Raw genomic sequence first — 20,119 nt, 5'->3', positions numbered from 1 at the left:
ATTTTACGGGATTAAATAATGGGGAAAAAGGAGCGATTTTAAAATGAAAGTATGTCCAAGATGTGGGGAAGAAAATAGCGATCAATCACTCTTTTGTGAGCATTGCGGCTATGAATTTGCCAAGTCCGAAGCTTCGCCTAAAAGAAGTCAGGGAGCGAATTTGCAGGAAACGACACAGTCTTCAACTTATTCGCCGAGTCCTAAAAAATCTGGTGTTCCGAAGTGGGCATTCATCATCGCCGGGGTAGCGTTGTTAGCAGTCTTTGTAGGGGTTGGTTTTGCCGTGGCTGGACGTTCGAATAATGAGGCAGAACCTCCAACTACGACCACGACATCGAACTCGATCGACACTAGCAAATATGATGAGATTATCGCCGAGGCCAAAGAATTAACGATCAACGGCGATTATAAAAAATCAAATCTGAAGTTGAGTCGTATTCCGGCGAGCGATTTAGGTAAGAGTGAATTTTCAGCGATTGCTGATGAAGTCGATAATTTGACTGATAAAAACGAAGAAGGCTTGAAACAGGAAGAGGACAAAGAAGCGACTCAAAAAGCGCAAGAAAAGGATCGTCCAGCGGTAACAACCTCAGGAAGCAGCAGCGGATTTAGCGGAGATTACGCGAAATGGGCTAATACCTATTATTTCTATTACTCTCAATCTAGTCAAAGGCAAACGGCGTTGACAATCGGTGCGAACGGCAGCGTGACTCAAAAAAATGTTAATGGGACACAATATTTTGGTAAGGCGACGATTACCAGTGCCAGCGGAGATGTTTTAAGTTATGAAACGAATGAACAGTATCCAACGGAGATGCCAGATACCAAGTTGATCAATCCGAATGTCCAAATCACGGTGACTTGGGATGGCGGTGGCACACAAATCTATTATGGTTATGTTTCTTATTCTTCCCGTCTAGCATTGACCGACGGAGTTTCGAAAAACGATGGTGTCAATGAGGTTTGGATCTCTTAAAATTGTATACGAAAGAAGTTGAAACCTTTGGGAAGACATTCCAGTCCGGAAAAATCAGGGAACGCTAAATATATTTTGATAGGAATGCTTTTTCTTATATTGGCGGGCTCTTCGTATTTAGTCGTGAACACTTTTTTTGCCCAGCAGCAGGAAAGTACACCGTCGACCGCTAAGAAAAGCACTTCGAAAAAAACAAGTTCAAAGCCAAAGCTTGAAACAAGTGAAACAACGACTGCAAGTACCAGCAATACGCAGCAATCAAGTGAATCCGAACCACAATTGGATGCAACTGCACTGACAGCGAGCGCAGATCAAGTGTATTATGGCGTCCATTATTTCAACCAAGACAAAGATATTTCCAGCAATAATTCAGCACCGACTATTTCAGCTAGTGTGATCAAGGTGTTTATTATGGAGTATGCATTCACCCAAGCAGATCTTACTGAAATGCTCGAAGGAAAGACAATCAATGATTGGATCATATCCATGATTCAGCAAAGTGATAATGATGCCGCAAATGTACTGATCACTCATTTCGGTATGGAGCAATTGAATGAGTCTTTCCAAACACAAGGTTATCAGGATACACGTTTGGAGCGGCTGATGTTAGACAATGAAGCACGTAATCAAGGAAAAGAAAATTATACATCGTTGAATGATTGTATGTTCTTTTTGAAGAAACTCTATCAACAGCAAGCGGCCTATCCTTACTCAACGATGTTGAATATTATGGAGGGGCAGACGCTTCGCACGAAAATTCCTAGTAAATTATCCGAAGACATCCTTGTAGCAAATAAAACTGGCGAGTTGGATAATATAGAAAATGATATCGGTCTGGTTCTAACAGAAAAGAATCCTTTTGCGATCGTGGTGCTGTCGCAGAATTATCAGAACGTTGAAGAAATCAGAGGAGCGATCGGCGATTTTACGTTGGCAGCGACAAAAATGTATTAATAAATTAGAAAAGAAAATCGGTTTTGCTTTAGTCAGCTAAAGCAGAGCCGTTTTTTTGTAGAAAAAAATACATGAAGATAAGAAATTAGTCATTTGGTCACGGAAAGAATGTGAAATTTAGATTACATATAAAACTAAATATAAAAACAAAAGATATTATCGTGAAAATTATTCTGATTTAACAAGCCGTTAAATCAGACGTTATGAAGGATTATTGTAAAGCGTTTTCAAAAAGTCGTTGACAAAGAAGAGGGATGGTTATATATTTAACTTGTGAATAGAACCATTGGATCTTTTTTAGAACCAAAGGATTTTTTAGAAAGGGGAGGGTTTTCTTGATCGGTTTGCTGGTAGTCACACATGGAAACTTAGGAAAGTCGCTTTTGGAGTCAATCGCTATTATTGCCGGAGAAGTGAAATGTTCGGCATCCGTCGGTTTGTACCACGGAGACAGTCCGATTCAATTGAAGGAGGAGATTCAGGAAAAGGTTGAAGCGTTGGATACTGGGGAAGGCGTGATCGTTTTAGTTGATTTTTATGGGGGAACACCTGGGAATGAAGTGATGAAGCTATTAACGACAAATGAGATGAAAGTGCTTTCTGGAGTGAATATGGCGATGTTGCTGGAAATCGTGGTGAATCGCGAATTTTCAAACGATTTAGAAGCATTGGCTAAAACGGCTCTTCAAAGTGGTAAGGAAAGTCTGCAAGATTTGAACGAAGTATACAACCATTTAATCGCAAAGGCAGGGGAATAATAATGAGTATTGTATTAGCAAGAATTGATGACCGTCTAATCCATGGTCAGGTCATGACGTCATGGCTCAATTATACAGGAGCAAATCGAATTATTATTGTAGATGATGAGACCGCTAACGACACCTTTTTAAAAATGATCGTGACATCCGTTGCACCTGCGAATATCAAAACAGAGGTTTTTGGTATTAATGAAGGGGCAGAAGCGATTAAACAATTAGCAGACTCAGATAAAGTAATTATTTTGGCCAAGTCGCCGGGAGTCTATGTTGAATTAATGAGTCAAGGGATTCCGTTGGAAAAAGTGAATATTGGTGGAATGGGTGCGAAAGAGGGCAGAACGAAATTCTATAAAAATATTTCTGCTTCTTCGGAAGAAAAAGAAAGTCTAAAAAAACTAATTGATGCGGGAGCTGCTGTGGCTATCCAGATTATCGCTGAGGATAAAGCAATTGATGTGGCAAAATTATTGACCTAGGGAGGGATATCAATGGAAATATCTTTTATTCAAGCAATTTTAATTGGGGTTGTGTACTATCTTGGCGTAACAGGGACACCTTGGCTTTCGTTGTTAGGAAGCATCTCCTTTATGCAAAAGCCATTAGTCGCTGGAACGGTTGTTGGAATTATTTTAGGTGATCCGGTTCAAGGTGTCATTATTGGGGCAGCAATTCAGCTTCCTTATATCGCATTTATTTCAGCTGGCGGAACAGCACCTGTTGATCCTGGTTTGGCAGGAACATTAGGAACGGCTCTAGCAATTGCTTCTGGAGCTGACCCGCAAACAGCTGTTACCTTGGCGATGCCGATTGGTTTATTAGGTACAGTGATATGGGTCGCTCATATGACGATCGATGTTTTCTTTGTACACATGGCGGATAAAGCAGCAGACGAAGGAAATCTTGATCGGATTAATTTTTTACATGTAGTTCCGCCGCAAATCATTCTCTTTTTAATGAGTGTGATCCCTGTAACTTTAGCAGCTTATTATGGCGCAGGTGCTGTTACGACTATTCTCGGATATTTAGATGGAACCCCATTGCATGTGCTTCAAGTAATCGGAGGCTTATTGCCGGCGCTAGGGATCGCGATGAATTTACGTTCAATCAATCGACCAAACACCATGCTATTTTTCATTTTAGGATTCGTAATGTCGATTTACATGGGATTAGATGTCATCGTTATCGCCGTTTTAGGTGCGATCATTGCTTATCTCTACACGATTACGCCTAGAAATGAAATCGGCAGTTTAAGTTAGGAGGAGAAAAGATGGAACAATCAGTAGAAAATGACATTCAAAAACCCAAAAAGGAACTGACTAAAAGAGACGTAACGAAATCCTTCTGGCGCTGGACCTTTTTCAGCCACGCCAATTACAATTATGAACGCTTGGAAGCTACTGGGCTGGTTCATTCATTAAGTCCGATCATCAAAAAGCTTTATGCAGATGATCCAGAAGAATATAAGAATGCATTAAAGCGACATATGGCTTTCTTTAACACAGAGCCTCATTTCGGCGGGATCATTTGTGGGATGGTTATTGCTATGGAGGAGGATCGGGCGAATGGTGCTCCGATTACCGATGATGCGATCAACGGAATAAAAACAGGATTAATGGGACCTTTTGCTGGAATCGGGGATACTCTTTGGCAAGGGACACTGACACCAATATTGCTAGCTTTCGGTGTAAGTCTTGGTGCCGAAGGAAATCTGATGGGACCAGTTGTCTATGGCCTCTTAATGTTCGGCATCATGTTCTCACTGGCCTACTTTGTTTGGATGCAGGGCTACAAAATGGGGAAAGCCGGAATTGAAAAGATTTTAGGCAGCAATATCCTACAGTATTTGATTACAGGTGCATCCGCTATGGGAGCGATTGTTTTAGGTGCTTTGACCGCAAACTTTGTTTCTGTTTCCTCTCCATTTGTGATCAAGGTTGGCGCAGTGAAATTAGGTCTGCAGGAGGATATCTTAGATAAGCTGTTCAAGGGAATTCTGCCGCTGGGAATAACCTTGCTGACTTTATATCTGCTGAAAAACAGAAAAATGAAATCAACGCGGGTGATGCTAATCTTGGTTGTTATCGGAGTAATTTTTGGAGCGCTTAAAATATTTTAGTCAATCGTTGAGAAGGGAGTCGGAAAATGAAGACAGCAGTCTTTTATGGAATTAAGGATTTGGAAATTGAAGAGTGCGATTTGCCAGAAGTTTCAGAGAATAAAATTTTGATAAAAATCGAAGCTTGTGCGATTTGCACTTGGGAACAAAGAGTCTACACGGGAGTAAAAAAAGTTGAATATCCTTTTATCGGCGGTCATGAGATCGCAGCGGAAATTGTTGCCTTGGGCAGCAACATCGATAAAACGAAGTGGCAAGTTGGTGATAAGGTCGTATTTGGAACCAATCTAGCCTGTGGTGAATGCGACTTCTGTAAAAGCGGTGAGGAACAGAATTGCTTAGACTTCAATCACAGTAAACAATTGGAGGGACTTCCCCATAAAGGAATGGGAGGCTTGTCAGAGTATATGCTGGTAGAGTCAAAGCATTTATTCCATTACTTCGGTGTTACACCTGAAGAAGCAGCACTAACTGAACCGTTGTCCTGTGTCGTCCATAGTTGTGAAACGGCTGATATCCAGTATGGCGACTTAGTTGTAGTCATTGGATGCGGCATCATGGGATTGCTTCATGTGGCATTGGCAGTGAAAAGCGGTGCCAGAGTTATCGCGTGTGATTTAAATTCGGAGCGGTTGGAGTTGGCGAAAAAAATTGGGGCTCATTACATTGTGGATTCTTCAAAAGAAGAGCTTTCAATTAAAGTTAAAGAGATTAGCCATAATTTAGGCGCCAATGTAGTCTTTGATACGACACCGATCCACAGCGTCGCAGAAGAGTCGATCGAGCTGGTTTCAAATACCGGAAAGGTAATCCTTTATTCTTCATTCTACCCAGATGAACCAGTCAGCTTCAGTCCAGACAAACTGCATAAGGGCGGATACTCGATTGCAGGTACAGCTAATTCGAATAGCCGTGATTTTGTTCGGGCATCAAAAATGATCAGTGAACGTGTGATTGATATGCGGCCATTTATCAGTGAAATCGTTCCATTTGCGGATGTTGTAGCGGGATTTGAATCGGCGATCAAGGGAGATAAATATCGTGTAGTAGTAAGATTTTAAGCGATTAAGCAAAAAAGTAACATAGGTAACGTTAGTATGGTAGGTAGTTGTATAAAAAATCAGTTATAATCAATAGTGAAAATCCATTCGATTTAATCTTTATTATGCAGCTGCCTGTCTGTTTTGATAGAAATCTTTACGATCTCCCTATCCAAGACAAGACGAGTGAAGGGGGAGTATATAAGTGGAAGAGTTTATTCCGAAGTACAAAAGAATCAGTGATGATATTCAAAATTTAGCTAAAGTGTTGAGTGGTCAAGGAAAGCCGCTTCCCAGTGAACGCAAATTGTCCGAAACGTTTGATGTAAGCAGAACGACAATAAAACGTGCATTAGAATCATTGGAGAGGCAAGGCATTGTTACGTATATTGAAGGCAAAGGATTTATTATTCCTGATCGAGATGTAAAGATTGTTTCAAGTATGCATATTTCTGGTTTTTACGAGGATATTGTTTCACGTAAAAAGAAAATCAGCTCCAAAGTCTTGAAAAAGAACGTGATTCAGGCCGACCAAAAATTGAGTAAAGAGCTTAAAATAGCGGAAAATGATTACGTTTTCTACCTTTTACGTTTGCGGAGCGTGGATGGCACCGTTTATTCACTATCGGAAAGCTTCATCCCAATCAGTCGTTGTCCGGAAATCGGCTCTTTTGATTTGACCGATAAGTCTCTTTGGAAGGTGTTAAATCAATTTGGGATTTATCCAGAAATTGTTAGCCAGCGAGTGAATGCGCGCATGGCCAATTACACAGAAATTGAATACTTGAATATTACTAATCCCGCGGTAGTCATGGTCGTCAATAATATGGCCTATTGGGATGATAAACCGATTGAGCTTTCATATGTCTATACAGATGTTTTCTCAACAAATCTTGAGTATCGTTTTAGTAAATAAAACGAGGAGGAAGATTCATGTTAGTAACATTAAATGAGCTTTTGAAAGATGCAAAAGAAAAAAAGTATGCCGTTGGAGCGTTTAACGTCCCCAACTTAGAAGCGATCCGAGCAGTCATTCAAGCAGCAGAAGAGTTGGGTTCACCAGTGATTTTGCAGCATGCAGAGGTACATGAAAATCTGATTTCTTTAGACGAGATCGGTCCAATCATGCTTCAATATGCCAAAGCAGCGAAAGTTCCCGTGGCAGTGCATTTGGATCATGGGGCATCTTTTGAGATGTGTGTTAAAGCGATTAGACTAGGATTCACTTCTGTTATGTATGATGCATCCAGCAAGGAATATGAGGTCAACTTGGCAGAATCCAAGGAGATCGTAAAAATCGCTCACGCTGTCGGTGTTAGCGTTGAAGCAGAGTTAGGACATATTTTTACGTCAGCAGTGGGAGGCGGAGAAGGAAGAGGTTCTGACTCTAGCGAAGATTATGAAGATTTGGAAGATGTTTATACCGATCCAGATTTAGCGAAGGCTTTTGTGGAAGAAACTGGGGTTGATTGTCTGGCTATCGGTTTCGGGACTGTCCATGGGATTTATTTGAAAGAACCGAAGCTTGATCTAAATCGAATTCTTCAAATCAAAGAAAAAATCGATGTGCCTTTTGTGATGCATGGCGGTTCGGGTGTATCGGAAGAGAATTATCGAACAGCGATAAAAAATGGGATATGCAAGATCAACTATTATACCTACATGAATAAAGCGGCTGGTAAAGTTCTTCAAGAAAAGCTGGAGAATTTTTCAGGAGATTCCGTTTTCTTCGATGAGCTTTCATTGAGCGCAATAGAAGCGATGAAGAACAATGTGAAGGCAGCGATGGAAATTTTTATGAACCCTTGATTTTTTGACATTAAGCTTTAATGGAGGAAAAGAGATGGAAAAAATTGCAGCATCGATCATGTGCGGAAATCAATTAGCGCTGGGACAGGAATTACAGGAATTGCATGCAGCGGGAATTGATTGGCTGCACTGTGATGTAATGGATGGTGTCTATGTAAATAATTTGGCGATGGCTCCATATGTATTGGAACCAATCATTCAGACAAAAAAGTTTACTACTGATATTCATTTGGCTTGTGTCAATCCAGAGAAATATATTGAGATGTTTGCGCCGCTAGCACCAGATTATCTGACTTTCCATCTGGAAACGACAAAAGCACCTGAGATATTAATAAAAATGATTCATGATAAGAGGATCAAAGCTGGGATGGCAATCAATCCTGAAACGCCGGTCGAAAAGCTCTTTCCTTATCTAGCATCTGTAGAATTACTTCTTATAATGACGGTCAATCCTGGTTTTGCCGGACAAAGCTTTCAATGGCCGGTTTTAGAGAAGCTTGAACGTTTGAATCGTCAGCTTAAAATGCAAAAAGTGACGCCCCTTATTGAAGTCGATGGCAATATTAATTCCGAAACAACTGCTGCTATCAGTGAGGTTGGTGCAAATCTTTATGTTGTTGGAACCTCAGCACTCTTCAATGACAAACCAGGTTCTTACGAAGAAAAACTAAAAAGCTTAAAGCAAAGCTTCACATCGTTAGAAAAGAATTAAAATGATCGTCATCCGTTCTTGCCTTAATATATTTAGGGCAAGCTTTTTTGTTTTTCTTCAAGGGTTAGCTGTCTATACAGATTTTTTATATCATGGTAACCTTTTATCATTGATATAAATTTAGTTAGCAGGATGGAGCAAATCAAATGACGAAAGAAGAATTTCTAACCAAGATAAAAGACGGCTTGATCGTTTCTTGTCAGGCCTTGCCTGGTGAACCTTTATATACGAAAGATGGCGGAATAATGCCTTTGATCGCATTAGCAGCAAAAGAAGGTGGTGCGGCAGCGATCCGAGCGAATTCTGTGCGAGATATTCTGGAAATCAAAGCAGTTGTCGATTTGCCAATGATCGGTTTGATCAAGAAACAATACCCGCCAGAAGAACCGTTTATTACCGCAAGTATGCAGGAAGTAGATGAACTGGCGGCAACTGGCGTGGAAGTGATCGCGTTGGATTGCACACTGCGCAAGCGTCATGACGGACTGACAATCAACCAGTTCATTCAGCAAATTAAAGAAAAATACCCTAAGCAACTGCTGATGGCTGATATCTCAACTTTTGAAGAAGGTGCAAATGCTTACGAAGCAGGGATTGATTTTGTCGGTACGACTTTAAGCGGTTATACTGCAGAGACAGCAAATCGCAAAGGTCAGGGACCAGATTTTGAATTGATAGAAAAACTAGTCGATGCAGGATTCCCTGTTATCGCCGAAGGGCAAATCCATACTCCCGAACAAGCGAAAAAAATCCAGACTATGGGCGTTAGCGGTATTGTCGTTGGCGGTGCGATTACCCGACCAAAGGAAATTACGGAGCGGTTCATAAATGAATTGGAACTATAAAAAAATACTTCTACAGACTAGAAATGAATCTTCTTTGCTAATTAGAAGTCTTCGTGGATGATTCGAGCGGAGAAGAATCGCCTATTATCATTTTCAGAGATACAAAAGACCAGTTCTCTCACTCGTTGCTGAGAGAACTGGTCTTTTGTATGAAATGAATCTCAATTATTTACAAACGTTGTTCTGTGACTGAAAGGTGTTTTTTCATGATCTTCAGGATACCTTGCTTATCAATATCGTTGTATAAATCAATCGGTAAAGTGGTGCTGGCAGCTGCCACTACATTATTATTTACTTGAATAGGCAGAGCGATACAGGCAGTATAGATACTCGCTTCGCCAATTTCTTCACTATAACCATTTTTACGAATCTTCTCAATTTCCTCCAGCAGATCTTGATAGTTGTCGATAGAAAGGCGAGTGATCTTGCTAAATGGATAATCCTTATACATATCATGAAGAACCTCGTCAGATAGTTGACTAAGTAAAATTTTTCCTAATGCTGTACAATGAGCCGGAATTTTGACCCCAACACTATTCATAAGTGAAAGACCGGTATTGGTCTCATGTTTTGTCAGATACATAATATGATGACCGTCTAAAATACCAGAGTGAGTGGTATGACCAAGTTCAGCACCGATATTATCCGTCAGTAAGCTCAGTTCATCAATTAAGTTGGTGTTTTGAATACAGCTTGTGCTAAGCTTGATCAAATCCAAACCAGCGTAATAGATTTTTCTTTGGTTATTAAAAATCAGGTAATTATTATCAATCAATTCTTGGATTAAACTATGAGTCGAACTTTTAGGAATTTCAAGGTGCTCTTGAATTTCGGTGAAGCTTAATCCTCGACGGTTATTGGCTAATAATTCTAATAAACGTAAGGTTCTTTGAGCGGACTTTACTTTTGCTTTGTTGGTCATACAATTACTCCTTCTATTCTACGAAATCACAACTGCTTCCGTAATTTTCTGGTACTTTATAGCGCCCGTCTGAAATCGTGACAGGGAATTTGAAGTATTTTCTTAAATGAGGAATATACTCTAGGAACAAGTCTGGCAGTCCAATACTAATATGATTGAATAATACCAGATGCTGATGGATTTGTCCCATATCTCCCACATGAGGAATAACAGGGACATTGCATTTTTTAGACATCAAGCTAATCAAGATAAATTCAGAAATTCCACCGACACGAACGGTATCGACTTGGTTGAAGCTCATCGCGTTCGCTTGTAAGAAATTCTTGAACATGATCTTATTAGGCACATGTTCACCTAAAGCAATTTTCACTGGAGAAACAGCTCGTGCGAGTGTTTGATGTGCTAAGACATCGTCTGGATCAGTCGGTTCCTCTACCCAATAAGGATTCATATCCTTCAATTGGCGGATGATCTCAATCGATTGATTAAGCGTCCATTGCTGGTTAGCGTCAAGCATGATCGTGATATCATCGCCAACCGTTTCTCTAATAAGAAACGCACGATTAATATCTCTAGAAAAATCCTTGGATCCTACTTTTAATTTCATCGCTTTAAAGCCTTTTGCTACAGCTTGTTTTGCATTTTCCACGACAACATCATCAGGGTAATTGAACCAGCCTACAGAGGTATCATATCCTGTATAGCCAGTCGATAAGATTTTTTCACGCTCGCTTTTAGTTACCTGTCCTTGATGCAAAATTTCTAATGCTTCTTCTTTAGTAAGCAAATCTTCTACATATCTAAAATCTAATAAATTAACGACCTCTTCGGGAGACAAATCGACTAAAAGCTTCCATAAAGGAACTTTCTTAGTTTTCGCCCACAAATCAAAGCAAGCATTCGTGATGCTAGCAAGAGCTAGGTGAATGATTCCTTTATGAGGGCCTAACCAACGGAAGGTTGGAGAATCTGACAATTGAGAGAAAACCGTGCCGAAATTTGCCATCAACTCATTAATTTCTTTGCCGACTAAACTTTCTGATAGGTATTCGATCGCTTTACAAACAAGATCATTGCCTGAACCTAAAGTAAAGGCAATGCCGACTCCGGTCAGAGGGCTATCTGTTTTTAAATAGCAAACGGCATAAGAATACTGGGGAATCGTATGAACAGCATCTGAACCTGCACCGGAATCCAAAGGGAAACGCTTATCTTCTACAACTATTTCTTTAATCACAACTGAGGTCATCATTAATCTCCTTTTATTGTTCCTGTATAAGAAATTAGTTCACATACGTATAATAGCTTGCTGAAGAAAAAATGTCAACTAGTTATTGACAGCGCTTTCTGAATAGTGTACTTTAAAGTTGTTCACACAAAAGAAACTTGTTCCTGTATAAGAACTAAAAAGAGCGGAGGAATTTTCTATGTTTCAAGGGTTACTGGTTCTATTACTTGCTGGTGTCTTTCAAGGTAGCTTCGGTATCGGGATGAAGAAGTACAAGCCATTTTCTTGGGAAGCGTTTTGGGCACTTTTTTCGATTGTTTCAATGATTTTAACGCCAATTATTTGGACAGCGATTGAAATTCCAAATTTTTGGTCATATCTGTCAGCTACACCTAGTTCAATTTTTATTCCTGCAGCGATTTGTGGATTTTTCTGGGGCGTCACAGCAATCGGATTTGGTAAAGCGATTGATATGATCGGAATGAGTCTGACTTATGGAATTGCCATGGGAATTTCTGCGGCAGTCGGTTCCTTATTCCCATTATTTACTGGAAAAGAATTGCCAGAAACGAATTTTTTAATTGGTTTGTTTATTGGTATGGCCATCATGATCGCAGGTGTCATTGTCTTGACCAAAGCTGGGATGATGAAAGACAAGGAAAGCCAATTACAGGATAGTCAAAAGAATAATAAATTTATGGTGGGGTTGGTTTTAGCCTTTATTTCTGGATTGGGTTCTGCTGCTCAAAATATTGGTTTTTCCTATGCAGGTTTTACCAGCCAGTTAGCCGTAGCGGATGGAGTTAACGGAACAAGTGCTAGCCTGTTAGGTTGGTTGATTGTATTCAGCGGAGGATTCATTGCGAACTTCGGCTATGCGCTTATCTTACTCATTAAAAATAGAAATTTTTCCAACTATACTGCCAAAGGGGCTTCTGTTGGATACTTTAAAGTTCTGATCACGGGATTGATGTGGTTTGCTGCATTAGGACTATACGGAAAAGCAACCTTTTTACTTGGTGAATATGGCACTGTCGTAGGCTGGATAGGCTTCAATGCACTGGCTTTAGTAATTAGTAATGTTTGGGGATTGAAGGACGGTGAATGGAAAGGCTATATTAAACCTAAGAAGGTTATGCTGATTGCTAATGGGATCTTGATTGCTTCGTGGATCATTTTAGGAATCATCAACGGAAGTCTATAAAAGGAGATAAAAAAATGATTAAAACAATTGAGGAATTAGAGTTTGTCCCAGAAATGCCTGAAAAACCTCGGCCAATCGTTTCAATTGGAGCAGGGGGCATTGTATCGGATTGTCATTACCCCGCCTACAAATTGGCTGGGTTTCCAGTATTAGCAGTCTATGACTTAGATTATGAGAAGGCTAGCCAGTTAGCAGAAGCATATGAGGTTCCTACCGTCTGTCGTTCATTGACAGAGTTAATTGAAATTGGAGAAAAGGAGCAGGCGATTTTCGATTTAGCGGTTCCTGCTTCTGAGATTATTAAGGTTTTACAGAAGCTGCCTGAAGGTGCGGCGGTATTGATTCAAAAACCTATGGGGGAAAGTATCGAGCAGGCGAAAAAAATAGTTGAAATCTGTGAAGAAAAGAAGTTTGTCGCTGGGATCAATTTCCAGTTGAGACAAGCACCCTATATTATTGCAGCCAAACAAATGGTTGATTCTGGACAGCTGGGAGAAATTTGTGATTTTGAAATTCGTGAAACGGTCTATACACCTTGGAATTTATGGGACTTTCTATTTAAGGTGGAACGAATGGAAATTAATTATCACTCGATTCATTTTGTCGATGTCGTTCGTTATTTCTTAGGCAGTCCCAGCGGAGTTTATTGTAAAACGATGAAACATCCGAAAGCAAAGGAACTAGCTCAAGTTAAATCTAATATCATCTTTGATTATGGCGAATATCAACGCGCTGGAATTTTGTCTAATCATAATCATGAGTTTGGATTGGATGAACAAGAGTGTTTCTTGAAAATAGAGGGGACAAAAGGAGCAATTAAAATCACGATGGGTGTCTATCTGGACTACCCAACAGGTCTACCCGATAAATTCGTCTACAATTTATTGGAAGACGGGTTGGGCTGGCGTGAATTAGAACTTTCCGGTAGTTGGTTTCCAGAATCCTTTATTGGAACGATGGGCGGATTAATGAAAAAGCTTGATGATCCTGCGTATAACTACGTTAACGATGTAAAGGACGCTTATGAAACAATGTGTGTCGTGGAAGCTTGCTACCAGTCGAATGAATCTGGCGTCACTCCAGTAGCCTATTAATAATGGAGGGAAAACGATGAAAAAAATCATGGGCAGTGTCACCAAAGTGGTTCCTGAAAAAATAGACTATTATAAACAGCTGCATGCTAATCCATGGCCAGAGGTCAATCAAATGATTGAGGATTGTAATATTTCAAATTACTCGATCTTCCTTTTTAACGATTTGCTGTTTTCTTATTTTGAATACACAGGTGAGGAATATGAAGCGGACATGCAAAAGATGGCTGAAGATGAAATGACTCAAAAGTGGTGGAAGGAAACCGATCCATGTCAAATCTCTTTTAATGACAAAGGAAAATGGACAGAAATGGAGCAAGTTTACTATTTGAAATAGGGAGAGAGAACATGAAAATCATTGATACCCATTTACACTTATGGGATTTGTCAAAATGCAGATTACCTTGGCTAAGTGAAGAATTCGCTATTTTAAAAAGAAATTTTGACTTGACCGACTATCTAGCTGAGATAGATTCGAAAGAATTTGAGATAGAACAGGCAGTGTACATCGAAGTAGATGCCGCTCCAGAGGATACAAAAAAGGAAAATAAATGGGTTCACACTCTACTTTCGGAACCTAATATTGTAACTGGAAGTATCTTAAAAATGGACTTACTAGCTGCTGATATTGACGACCAGCTTCAGGCGTATAGTAAAGAAGGGGCAAAGGGGGTTCGGCATGTATTGCACACATCCGACTCAGCTCCAGGAACGTGTCTGCACCCGATGTTTCAAGCAAATATGCATAAATTGGGTGAAAATAATCTGCTATTTGAGGCTTGTATGCGAACGAATGAGTTAGCTGATTTGGTCGTTTTAGCCAAAGAATGTCCAGAGACAACGATCGTGCTGAATCATTGTGGAAATATTGATTGCAATTTGCTTGCGGATAATGAAGTGACTGTTGAAGAAGAGGCGCTTGTGAAGCAATGGCAGAAGCAGATGTCAGAACTAGGACGACTGGAGAATGTAGTATGTAAATTATCTGGCTTAAACGTGGAGAATCCAGCTGCACTCGATCAACTGGTAGATATACTGCTGGATAATTTTTCTCACGATAAAATTGTTTTCGGCGGAAATTATCCAGTATGTTTGCTGAATCAAGGACTCAGTGAGTGGCTTCAGCTAGTCAAGTCTTCTCTCGACAGAAAAAATGTAACTCTCCAACAGAAAATATTTTACGAAAATGCCAAAAAGATTTATCAGCTAGAGTGATTTTTACTTCATCTTTTCGAAGATGCTTATAAAGAGAAATACTTTAAAACGAATTGGGAGTGACCAGCTTGGGAAAGATATATGTAGCTTCAGTAACGGCTTTTAATGAAAGGAATCAATTAGATTCCCTTGAACAAGAAAAACTGTTTGAACGAAATATTCAAGAAGGAGCTGATGGCTTCTTTATTGGCGGGAGTTCAGCGGAGTTTAGTCTATTATCATTTGAAGAACGCATCGCTTCTCTCGAACTTGCCTCACAATATGCACCGAGAACTGAGTTGATTGCGCATATTGGAGATTTAGGGACAGAGGCTGCGATCGCTTATGCGCAGGAGGCAAAAAGGCTGGGATATACGAAAATTTCTGCGGTTCCACCGATTTATTTCGGATATAGTCCATCAGAAATTTTTGGATATTTTGAAGAAATTGCAAATGCAGTCGAACTCCCAGTGATTTATTATAATATTCCGATGAATACCCACGTCGAAATCGATTTGACTAATCCGGAATGGCAAGCATTTTTAGAGTCCGGGATTTTATCTGGAATTAAGCACACAGAGCACAACCTGTTTCTTGCGGAACGAATTCATGAAATAAATCGTTCAATTCAAATTTATGGTGGACTGGAACAAAATATGCTGGGGTTCAAAGGTATGGGAATCCAATCATTTATTGGTAGTACATTTAATTTTATGCTGCCTCATTATCGAGAAATCGATCGTCTTTTTGAAGCCGGAGAAAACGAAAGCGCTCTATTATTACAAAATAAAGCGAATAATATCATGTCTACTATTTGGGAAAGCGGATTGTTTCCTTCTATAAAATATATTTTATCTTGTCAGGGAAATAAAGTTGGAGCTGCAAGAAAACCGTTTAAAGAATTAGATCAGCAGACTAAAAACCGAATCGACGATAGTTTAATGAAAAATTTGTTTAAAGGAGAACAGTAATGAATCGAATGATATTAAATGAAACATCGTATTTTGGCAAAGGAGCGATTGCGGAAGTTCCAACGGAGTTTAAGAGATGGGGCTTTAAAAAGGCAATTGTAATCACAGATAAAGACCTGCTTCAATTCAAAGTAGCAAAAAAAGTAACGGAGCTATTGGAGCAAGCAGAGATTGATTATACTATCTATGATGGGATCGTACCGAATCCAACGATTCAAAATGTTAAGGACGGCGTAGCAGCGGTTCAAGCTTCAAAGGCCGATTGCATCATTGCAATTGGCGGCGGTTCACCAATTGATACGGCAAAGGCGATTGGCATTATCACGACGAATCCGGAGTTTTCGGATGTGCTCAGTTTAGAAGGTAATGCAAATACTAAAAATCCATGTCTGCCAATTTTAGTAGTACCTACGACATCGGGAACGGCTGCCGAAGTAACGATCAATTATGTTATTACTGACGAGAGCACTCATCGTAAGTTTGTGTGCGTTGACCCGCATGATATTCCAATGGTTGCATTCGTAGACAGTGATATGATGATGGGAATGCCAAAATCATTGGCAGCGGCCACTGGGATGGATGCTATGACCCATGCGATCGAAGGATACATTACACAAGGCGCCTGGGAGTTAACTGACATGCTGCACCTAAAAGCAATTGAGATTATTGGACGTTCTTTACGGGATTCTGTGAATGAAAATCAAAAAGCCAGAGAAGAAATGGCACTAGGCCAATATATTGCCGGTATGGGATTTTCAAATGTTGGTTTAGGCCTAGTGCATGGGATGGCCCATCCATTAAGTGCTTGGTACAATATTCCCCACGGTGTTGCTTGTGCATCGCTACTTCCTACGATCATGAAATACAATAAGGATTTTACTGGAGAAAAATATCGTGACATTGCGAAAGCGTTAGGGGTTTCTGATGCAGATACGCTTAGTATTGAAGCAGTACGTGATGCAGCCTGTCAAGCTATTGAAAAGTTGAGTACAGATGTGGGGATTCCAACAACAATCTCAGAATTGGGAGTAAAAGCGGAAGATATTCCACAAATTGCAAAGGATGCATTGAAGGATGTATGTACTCCAGGGAATCCTCGACAAGCTACCTTGGAAGAAGTCATTAATTTGTATCAAAGCATGATGTAGAAAATTGTTTGATGAATCATATATATCGCTTGATTGATCATCAATAAACGTGTAGAAGAATAAGATAAACGTACAGAAAAGATTTTCATTTTCTGTACGTTTTTTTAGTGCAAGGTTGCATCTGACATCACCATAATGTATCATGAATATATAATTATATATATTCATGATGTTTTGAGGAGCGAAAACAATGAAAAAAAGCAAAGGATTTTCCGAGGAAGATAAGATTAATTTAAGAAATAAACTATGTGCTGCTTGTGAGAAAAGCTGGACTAGATTAGGTTATCGAAAAACAACGATAGGTGAACTTACAAAAGAAACAGGTATTGCAACGGGATCTTTCTATCTTTTATTTGAGAATAAGGAAGAGCTGTTCATTTCTACATTTATTTTGGTACAGGAGCGATTAAGAAGTGACTGGATGGAAATACTGAAGAAATATCCAAATAAAGAAGGTTTTATCAAAGCGATGATTGGTCTGTATCGTGAATATCAAGCATCCCCGTTTTTATATGATTTTTCAAATCCAGATTTTTTGGCTTTACTGAATCGTTTAAGTGAGGATGAACGTGAAGAGTTTACCAGCAGCTCCTTGTCATTTTTTGATGATATCCTTTCCTATACGAATCTTAAATTAGCGATTTCTGAAAAAAAGGCTTTTGGTGTACTCAGCAGTTTGCTTTATACAGTAACGTTTACGAATACGGTCTATGACCAAATGGAAGTATTTACTTTTATGTTGGAAACAATCAGCGATCAATTATTTACTGAAGAATAAAAGGAGGAAAAAAGATGTTTGATCATTCAGCGAAGTATTTTGAAAAAGTATCAGAAGATATGGGCGTATCGATAAAGATTCCTAGACCATCAAAAAAAAGTATTCAAGCAAGTGTAAAAAGTAATACCGTAGTGGGTGTAGGTTTAGTGGCTGGAGGCGTCTTGTTATCTAGCAAAGCGATGATTACATTGGGCATTCTAAGTATTGCTGGCGCTACAGCGCTTCATTATCAGTTAAAAGCTTAACTACGAATCAAACGCTAAAACGGCTCTATGTTCTGGCGTTTTTTTGAAAAAACCGCAACATTGATGAAAAAATTTTTTCACTTCCCATTTATACTGATTATTTGAGCAAGTTTGTGAGAGGTGATCAATGATGAATATTTTAGCGGAAGAACAAAAAGAGTGGCGAATGATTCGCAAAGAAATCGAGAAAAAGGAAAGTCGACTTGAACAAGAAGTGATTCGTTTTACCAAGGAATCGCAGCAGTTTCATCAGTACCTAGTCGATTATAAGGGGGAGATCGATCCTCATGAAATGTTTATCAATTCGCGGCTGTTGGATCAGCAGCAATTAGCTGAATCGGTCAGTGGCAAACAACTGATTCGGTTAGAAAAGCAAAAGCAGAATCCATACTTTACTCGCGTTGATTTTGTTTATGAGGGAGAGCAGGCAGCAGAAAAAATTTATGTTGGACCCTTTTCTTTTTCAACGAATGAACAAGGCTTGTTGATCTACGATTGGCGCGCTCCAGTCGCAAGTATTTTCTATGATTATGACTTAGGTGCAGCACATTTCCAGACACCGGTGGGCACGGTAGGAGGCGAGATAATAAGAAAGCGCCAGATCAAGTTCAAAGATGGAGAACTTGATTATGTTGTAGAAACGGACACGACTGTTTTCGACGAGGTTTTGCAAAATGAACTGCGGCAGCAAAAAGGCGGGCAAATGTCTACTATCATCAGTACGATCCAAAAGGAACAAAACCAAGTAATTCGCGATAGTCGTTCAAAAGATATGATTATTCAAGGAGTCGCTGGTTCAGGTAAAACTTCGATTGCTTTACACCGCATCGCTTTTTTGCTCTATCATTTTCGTGATCGTATCACTTCTGATCAGTTGATGATCCTTTCACCCAATCGTACGTTTAGCCAGTTTATTGCGCAAGTATTGCCAGAACTAGGAGAAGACCCAGTAACTGAATGGACCATCGACGAATTTGGTCAGACAGTTTCAGGTATCATGAAGGTGCCTTCGCGGTTTCAAGAGATCGAAGCCTTATACCTCGATGACCAGTTGCAATTAAGTGAACGAATCAGCTATCTTGCTACTAAACGATGTGTCGAAAATTTGAAAGAATATCTCAGAGAACTTGAAAGGTTTACACCGCAGACGATTACGATTGGCGATTATGATTATGACGCGGAATACATTCTGAAGCGCTATAAGGCATATCAGAAGAAACCGATATTTGAACGCTTCCGACTTATTGCAGAAGATATATTAGAAAATCTGCGCAGCCGCCCTTTTCAGCCGAAGCGAAAGCCGACGAAAAAGCAATTGTTTAACCGTTTGAAGAAAATGTTCAATTATACGACAAGTACGAAGCTGTATCATTATTTTTTAGCAGAACAGAATTTCTCAATTAAAAAGCTGGTTAGTTATTCTGATTTATTTCCCATCATTTATATTCGTTTATTTATTGAAGGAATCGACGAGTTTTCGCAGATTCGTTATTTGATTATTGATGAAATGCAGGATTATACGCCGATCCAATATGAGGTATTCAAGAAATTATTCTCCTGTCCAGTTTTATTGATTGGGGATTTTACTCAATCTTTGACAACGATTAATGAAATGAACTTAGGTGAATTGCAGACATGCTATCCTAAAGCGCAATCGATTTTTCTTACGAAGAGTTATCGATCAACCTATGAAATTATTTCTTGTGCTAAAAAAATCATCGATGATCAAACAATTGAACCAGTCTTGCGCCATGGTCGGGAACCACAAAAGCGAATCGTTCATTCTCGAGCGGAAGAAGTTTCAAGTATAATAGACATAACAGAGCAGTTAAGAGGCGAAGGGCTGACCACGATTGCGTTGATAACGAAAACTTTATCAAGAGCAAATGAATGGCTGAAGTTACTGAAAGAGCGAGGAATTGACTGCGGAATACTTGCAGATGAATCAGCGAGCTTGCAGGAACATCTTTCCATTTGCCCGCTGGTTCAGTCGAAGGGTTTGGAGTTTGATGCAGTGATTATTGTTGACGCTGATGAGGAAAATTATCCTGGTTTATTAGGAAAGCAGCAATTATTTATCGCAGCGACACGAGCCATGCATGCCCTCTATTTTCTTCAAAGGAAGTGA

General features: G+C 39.7%; 22 protein-coding genes. 20 read left to right on the top strand and 2 right to left on the bottom strand.

The window, feature by feature from the left end:
* Positions 1-43: 43 nt before the first annotated feature.
* The 11 genes from A5875_RS09550 (at position 44) to A5875_RS09500 (ending at position 9,210) form a co-directional block, all read left to right on the top strand.
* Positions 44-976, top strand: a complete 933-nt coding sequence (locus A5875_RS09550) for a zinc-ribbon domain-containing protein (RefSeq protein WP_088933381.1) — start codon at positions 44-46, stop codon at positions 974-976.
* A gap of 27 nt (positions 977-1,003) precedes the next feature.
* On the top strand, positions 1,004-1,930 hold the full coding sequence (locus A5875_RS09545) for a serine hydrolase (RefSeq protein WP_088933380.1): 927 nt from the start codon (positions 1,004-1,006) through the stop codon (positions 1,928-1,930).
* Positions 1,931-2,265: 335 nt separating this feature from the next.
* The gene (locus A5875_RS09540) at positions 2,266-2,688 is read left to right on the top strand and encodes a PTS sugar transporter subunit IIA (protein ID WP_088933379.1); all 423 of its coding nucleotides are present in this window, start codon (positions 2,266-2,268) and stop codon (positions 2,686-2,688) included.
* A gap of 2 nt (positions 2,689-2,690) precedes the next feature.
* On the top strand, positions 2,691-3,164 hold the full coding sequence (locus A5875_RS09535) for a PTS system mannose/fructose/N-acetylgalactosamine-transporter subunit IIB (RefSeq protein WP_088933378.1): 474 nt from the start codon (positions 2,691-2,693) through the stop codon (positions 3,162-3,164).
* Positions 3,165-3,176: 12 nt separating this feature from the next.
* Entirely contained in the window at positions 3,177-3,944 is a 768-nt protein-coding gene (locus A5875_RS09530; protein ID WP_088933377.1) for a PTS mannose/fructose/sorbose/N-acetylgalactosamine transporter subunit IIC, read from the top strand.
* Between the two features lie 11 nt (positions 3,945-3,955).
* Positions 3,956-4,804, top strand: a complete 849-nt coding sequence (locus tag A5875_RS09525; RefSeq protein WP_088933376.1) for a PTS system mannose/fructose/sorbose family transporter subunit IID — start codon at positions 3,956-3,958, stop codon at positions 4,802-4,804.
* A gap of 26 nt (positions 4,805-4,830) precedes the next feature.
* A complete protein-coding gene (locus tag A5875_RS09520) occupies positions 4,831-5,865 on the top strand; it encodes a zinc-dependent alcohol dehydrogenase (RefSeq protein ID WP_088933375.1) in 1,035 nt (344 codons plus the stop codon).
* Between the two features lie 184 nt (positions 5,866-6,049).
* Entirely contained in the window at positions 6,050-6,760 is a 711-nt protein-coding gene (locus A5875_RS09515) for a GntR family transcriptional regulator (RefSeq protein ID WP_088933374.1), read from the top strand.
* A 17-nt stretch (positions 6,761-6,777) separates the two neighbouring features.
* Positions 6,778-7,653: a class II fructose-bisphosphate aldolase gene (locus A5875_RS09510; RefSeq protein ID WP_088933373.1), complete on the top strand. Its 876-nt coding sequence runs from the start codon at positions 6,778-6,780 to the stop codon at positions 7,651-7,653.
* A gap of 34 nt (positions 7,654-7,687) precedes the next feature.
* Positions 7,688-8,365 (top strand): ribulose-phosphate 3-epimerase, encoded by a 678-nt coding sequence (locus A5875_RS09505; protein ID WP_088933372.1) that lies wholly within the window; start codon positions 7,688-7,690, stop codon positions 8,363-8,365.
* A 146-nt stretch (positions 8,366-8,511) separates the two neighbouring features.
* Positions 8,512-9,210 (top strand): N-acetylmannosamine-6-phosphate 2-epimerase, encoded by a 699-nt coding sequence (locus tag A5875_RS09500; RefSeq protein ID WP_088933371.1) that lies wholly within the window; start codon positions 8,512-8,514, stop codon positions 9,208-9,210.
* A 169-nt stretch (positions 9,211-9,379) separates the two neighbouring features.
* Here A5875_RS09500 and A5875_RS09495 read toward each other — a convergent pair whose 3' ends face one another.
* A complete protein-coding gene (locus tag A5875_RS09495; protein WP_088933370.1) occupies positions 9,380-10,132 on the bottom strand; it encodes an IclR family transcriptional regulator in 753 nt (250 codons plus the stop codon).
* Positions 10,133-10,145: 13 nt separating this feature from the next.
* Positions 10,146-11,381 (bottom strand): enolase C-terminal domain-like protein, encoded by a 1,236-nt coding sequence (locus A5875_RS09490; RefSeq protein ID WP_207114205.1) that lies wholly within the window; start codon positions 11,379-11,381, stop codon positions 10,146-10,148.
* A 178-nt stretch (positions 11,382-11,559) separates the two neighbouring features.
* On the opposite strand from A5875_RS09490, the gene A5875_RS09485 reads away from it, so the two are divergent.
* The 9 genes from A5875_RS09485 to A5875_RS09445 all read left to right on the top strand — a co-directional run bounded on the left by A5875_RS09485 (position 11,560) and on the right by A5875_RS09445 (position 20,119).
* On the top strand, positions 11,560-12,564 hold the full coding sequence (locus tag A5875_RS09485) for an L-rhamnose/proton symporter RhaT (protein ID WP_088933368.1): 1,005 nt from the start codon (positions 11,560-11,562) through the stop codon (positions 12,562-12,564).
* 14 nt (positions 12,565-12,578) lie between these two features.
* Positions 12,579-13,658 (top strand): Gfo/Idh/MocA family protein, encoded by a 1,080-nt coding sequence (locus tag A5875_RS09480; RefSeq protein ID WP_088933367.1) that lies wholly within the window; start codon positions 12,579-12,581, stop codon positions 13,656-13,658.
* Positions 13,659-13,674: 16 nt separating this feature from the next.
* The gene (locus A5875_RS09475) at positions 13,675-13,992 is read left to right on the top strand and encodes an L-rhamnose mutarotase (RefSeq protein ID WP_088933366.1); all 318 of its coding nucleotides are present in this window, start codon (positions 13,675-13,677) and stop codon (positions 13,990-13,992) included.
* Between the two features lie 11 nt (positions 13,993-14,003).
* Positions 14,004-14,870, top strand: coding sequence for an amidohydrolase family protein (locus A5875_RS09470; RefSeq protein WP_176244645.1), 867 nt, complete (start codon positions 14,004-14,006; stop codon positions 14,868-14,870).
* 68 nt (positions 14,871-14,938) lie between these two features.
* The gene (locus A5875_RS09465) at positions 14,939-15,820 is read left to right on the top strand and encodes a dihydrodipicolinate synthase family protein (RefSeq protein ID WP_088933364.1); all 882 of its coding nucleotides are present in this window, start codon (positions 14,939-14,941) and stop codon (positions 15,818-15,820) included.
* 8 nt (positions 15,821-15,828) lie between these two features.
* A complete protein-coding gene (gene fucO, locus A5875_RS09460; RefSeq protein WP_088934667.1) occupies positions 15,829-16,968 on the top strand; it encodes a lactaldehyde reductase in 1,140 nt (379 codons plus the stop codon).
* Between the two features lie 190 nt (positions 16,969-17,158).
* Positions 17,159-17,746 (top strand): TetR/AcrR family transcriptional regulator, encoded by a 588-nt coding sequence (locus A5875_RS09455; protein ID WP_088933363.1) that lies wholly within the window; start codon positions 17,159-17,161, stop codon positions 17,744-17,746.
* Between the two features lie 14 nt (positions 17,747-17,760).
* Positions 17,761-17,991, top strand: a complete 231-nt coding sequence (locus tag A5875_RS09450) for a hypothetical protein (protein WP_088933362.1) — start codon at positions 17,761-17,763, stop codon at positions 17,989-17,991.
* A gap of 127 nt (positions 17,992-18,118) precedes the next feature.
* Positions 18,119-20,119 carry a HelD family protein gene (locus A5875_RS09445; protein WP_242551216.1) on the top strand — a complete coding sequence of 667 codons (2,001 nt, stop codon included), beginning with the start codon at positions 18,119-18,121 and terminating at the stop codon, positions 20,117-20,119.

The sequence above is a fragment of the Enterococcus sp. 3H8_DIV0648 genome (assembly GCF_002140655.1).
In the GTDB taxonomy this organism is placed as follows: Bacteria; Bacillota; Bacilli; order Lactobacillales; family Enterococcaceae; genus Enterococcus_A; species Enterococcus_A hulanensis.
The sequence above is the reverse complement of the archived record's forward strand: the minus strand, read 5'-3'. Positions and strand labels throughout refer to the sequence as shown.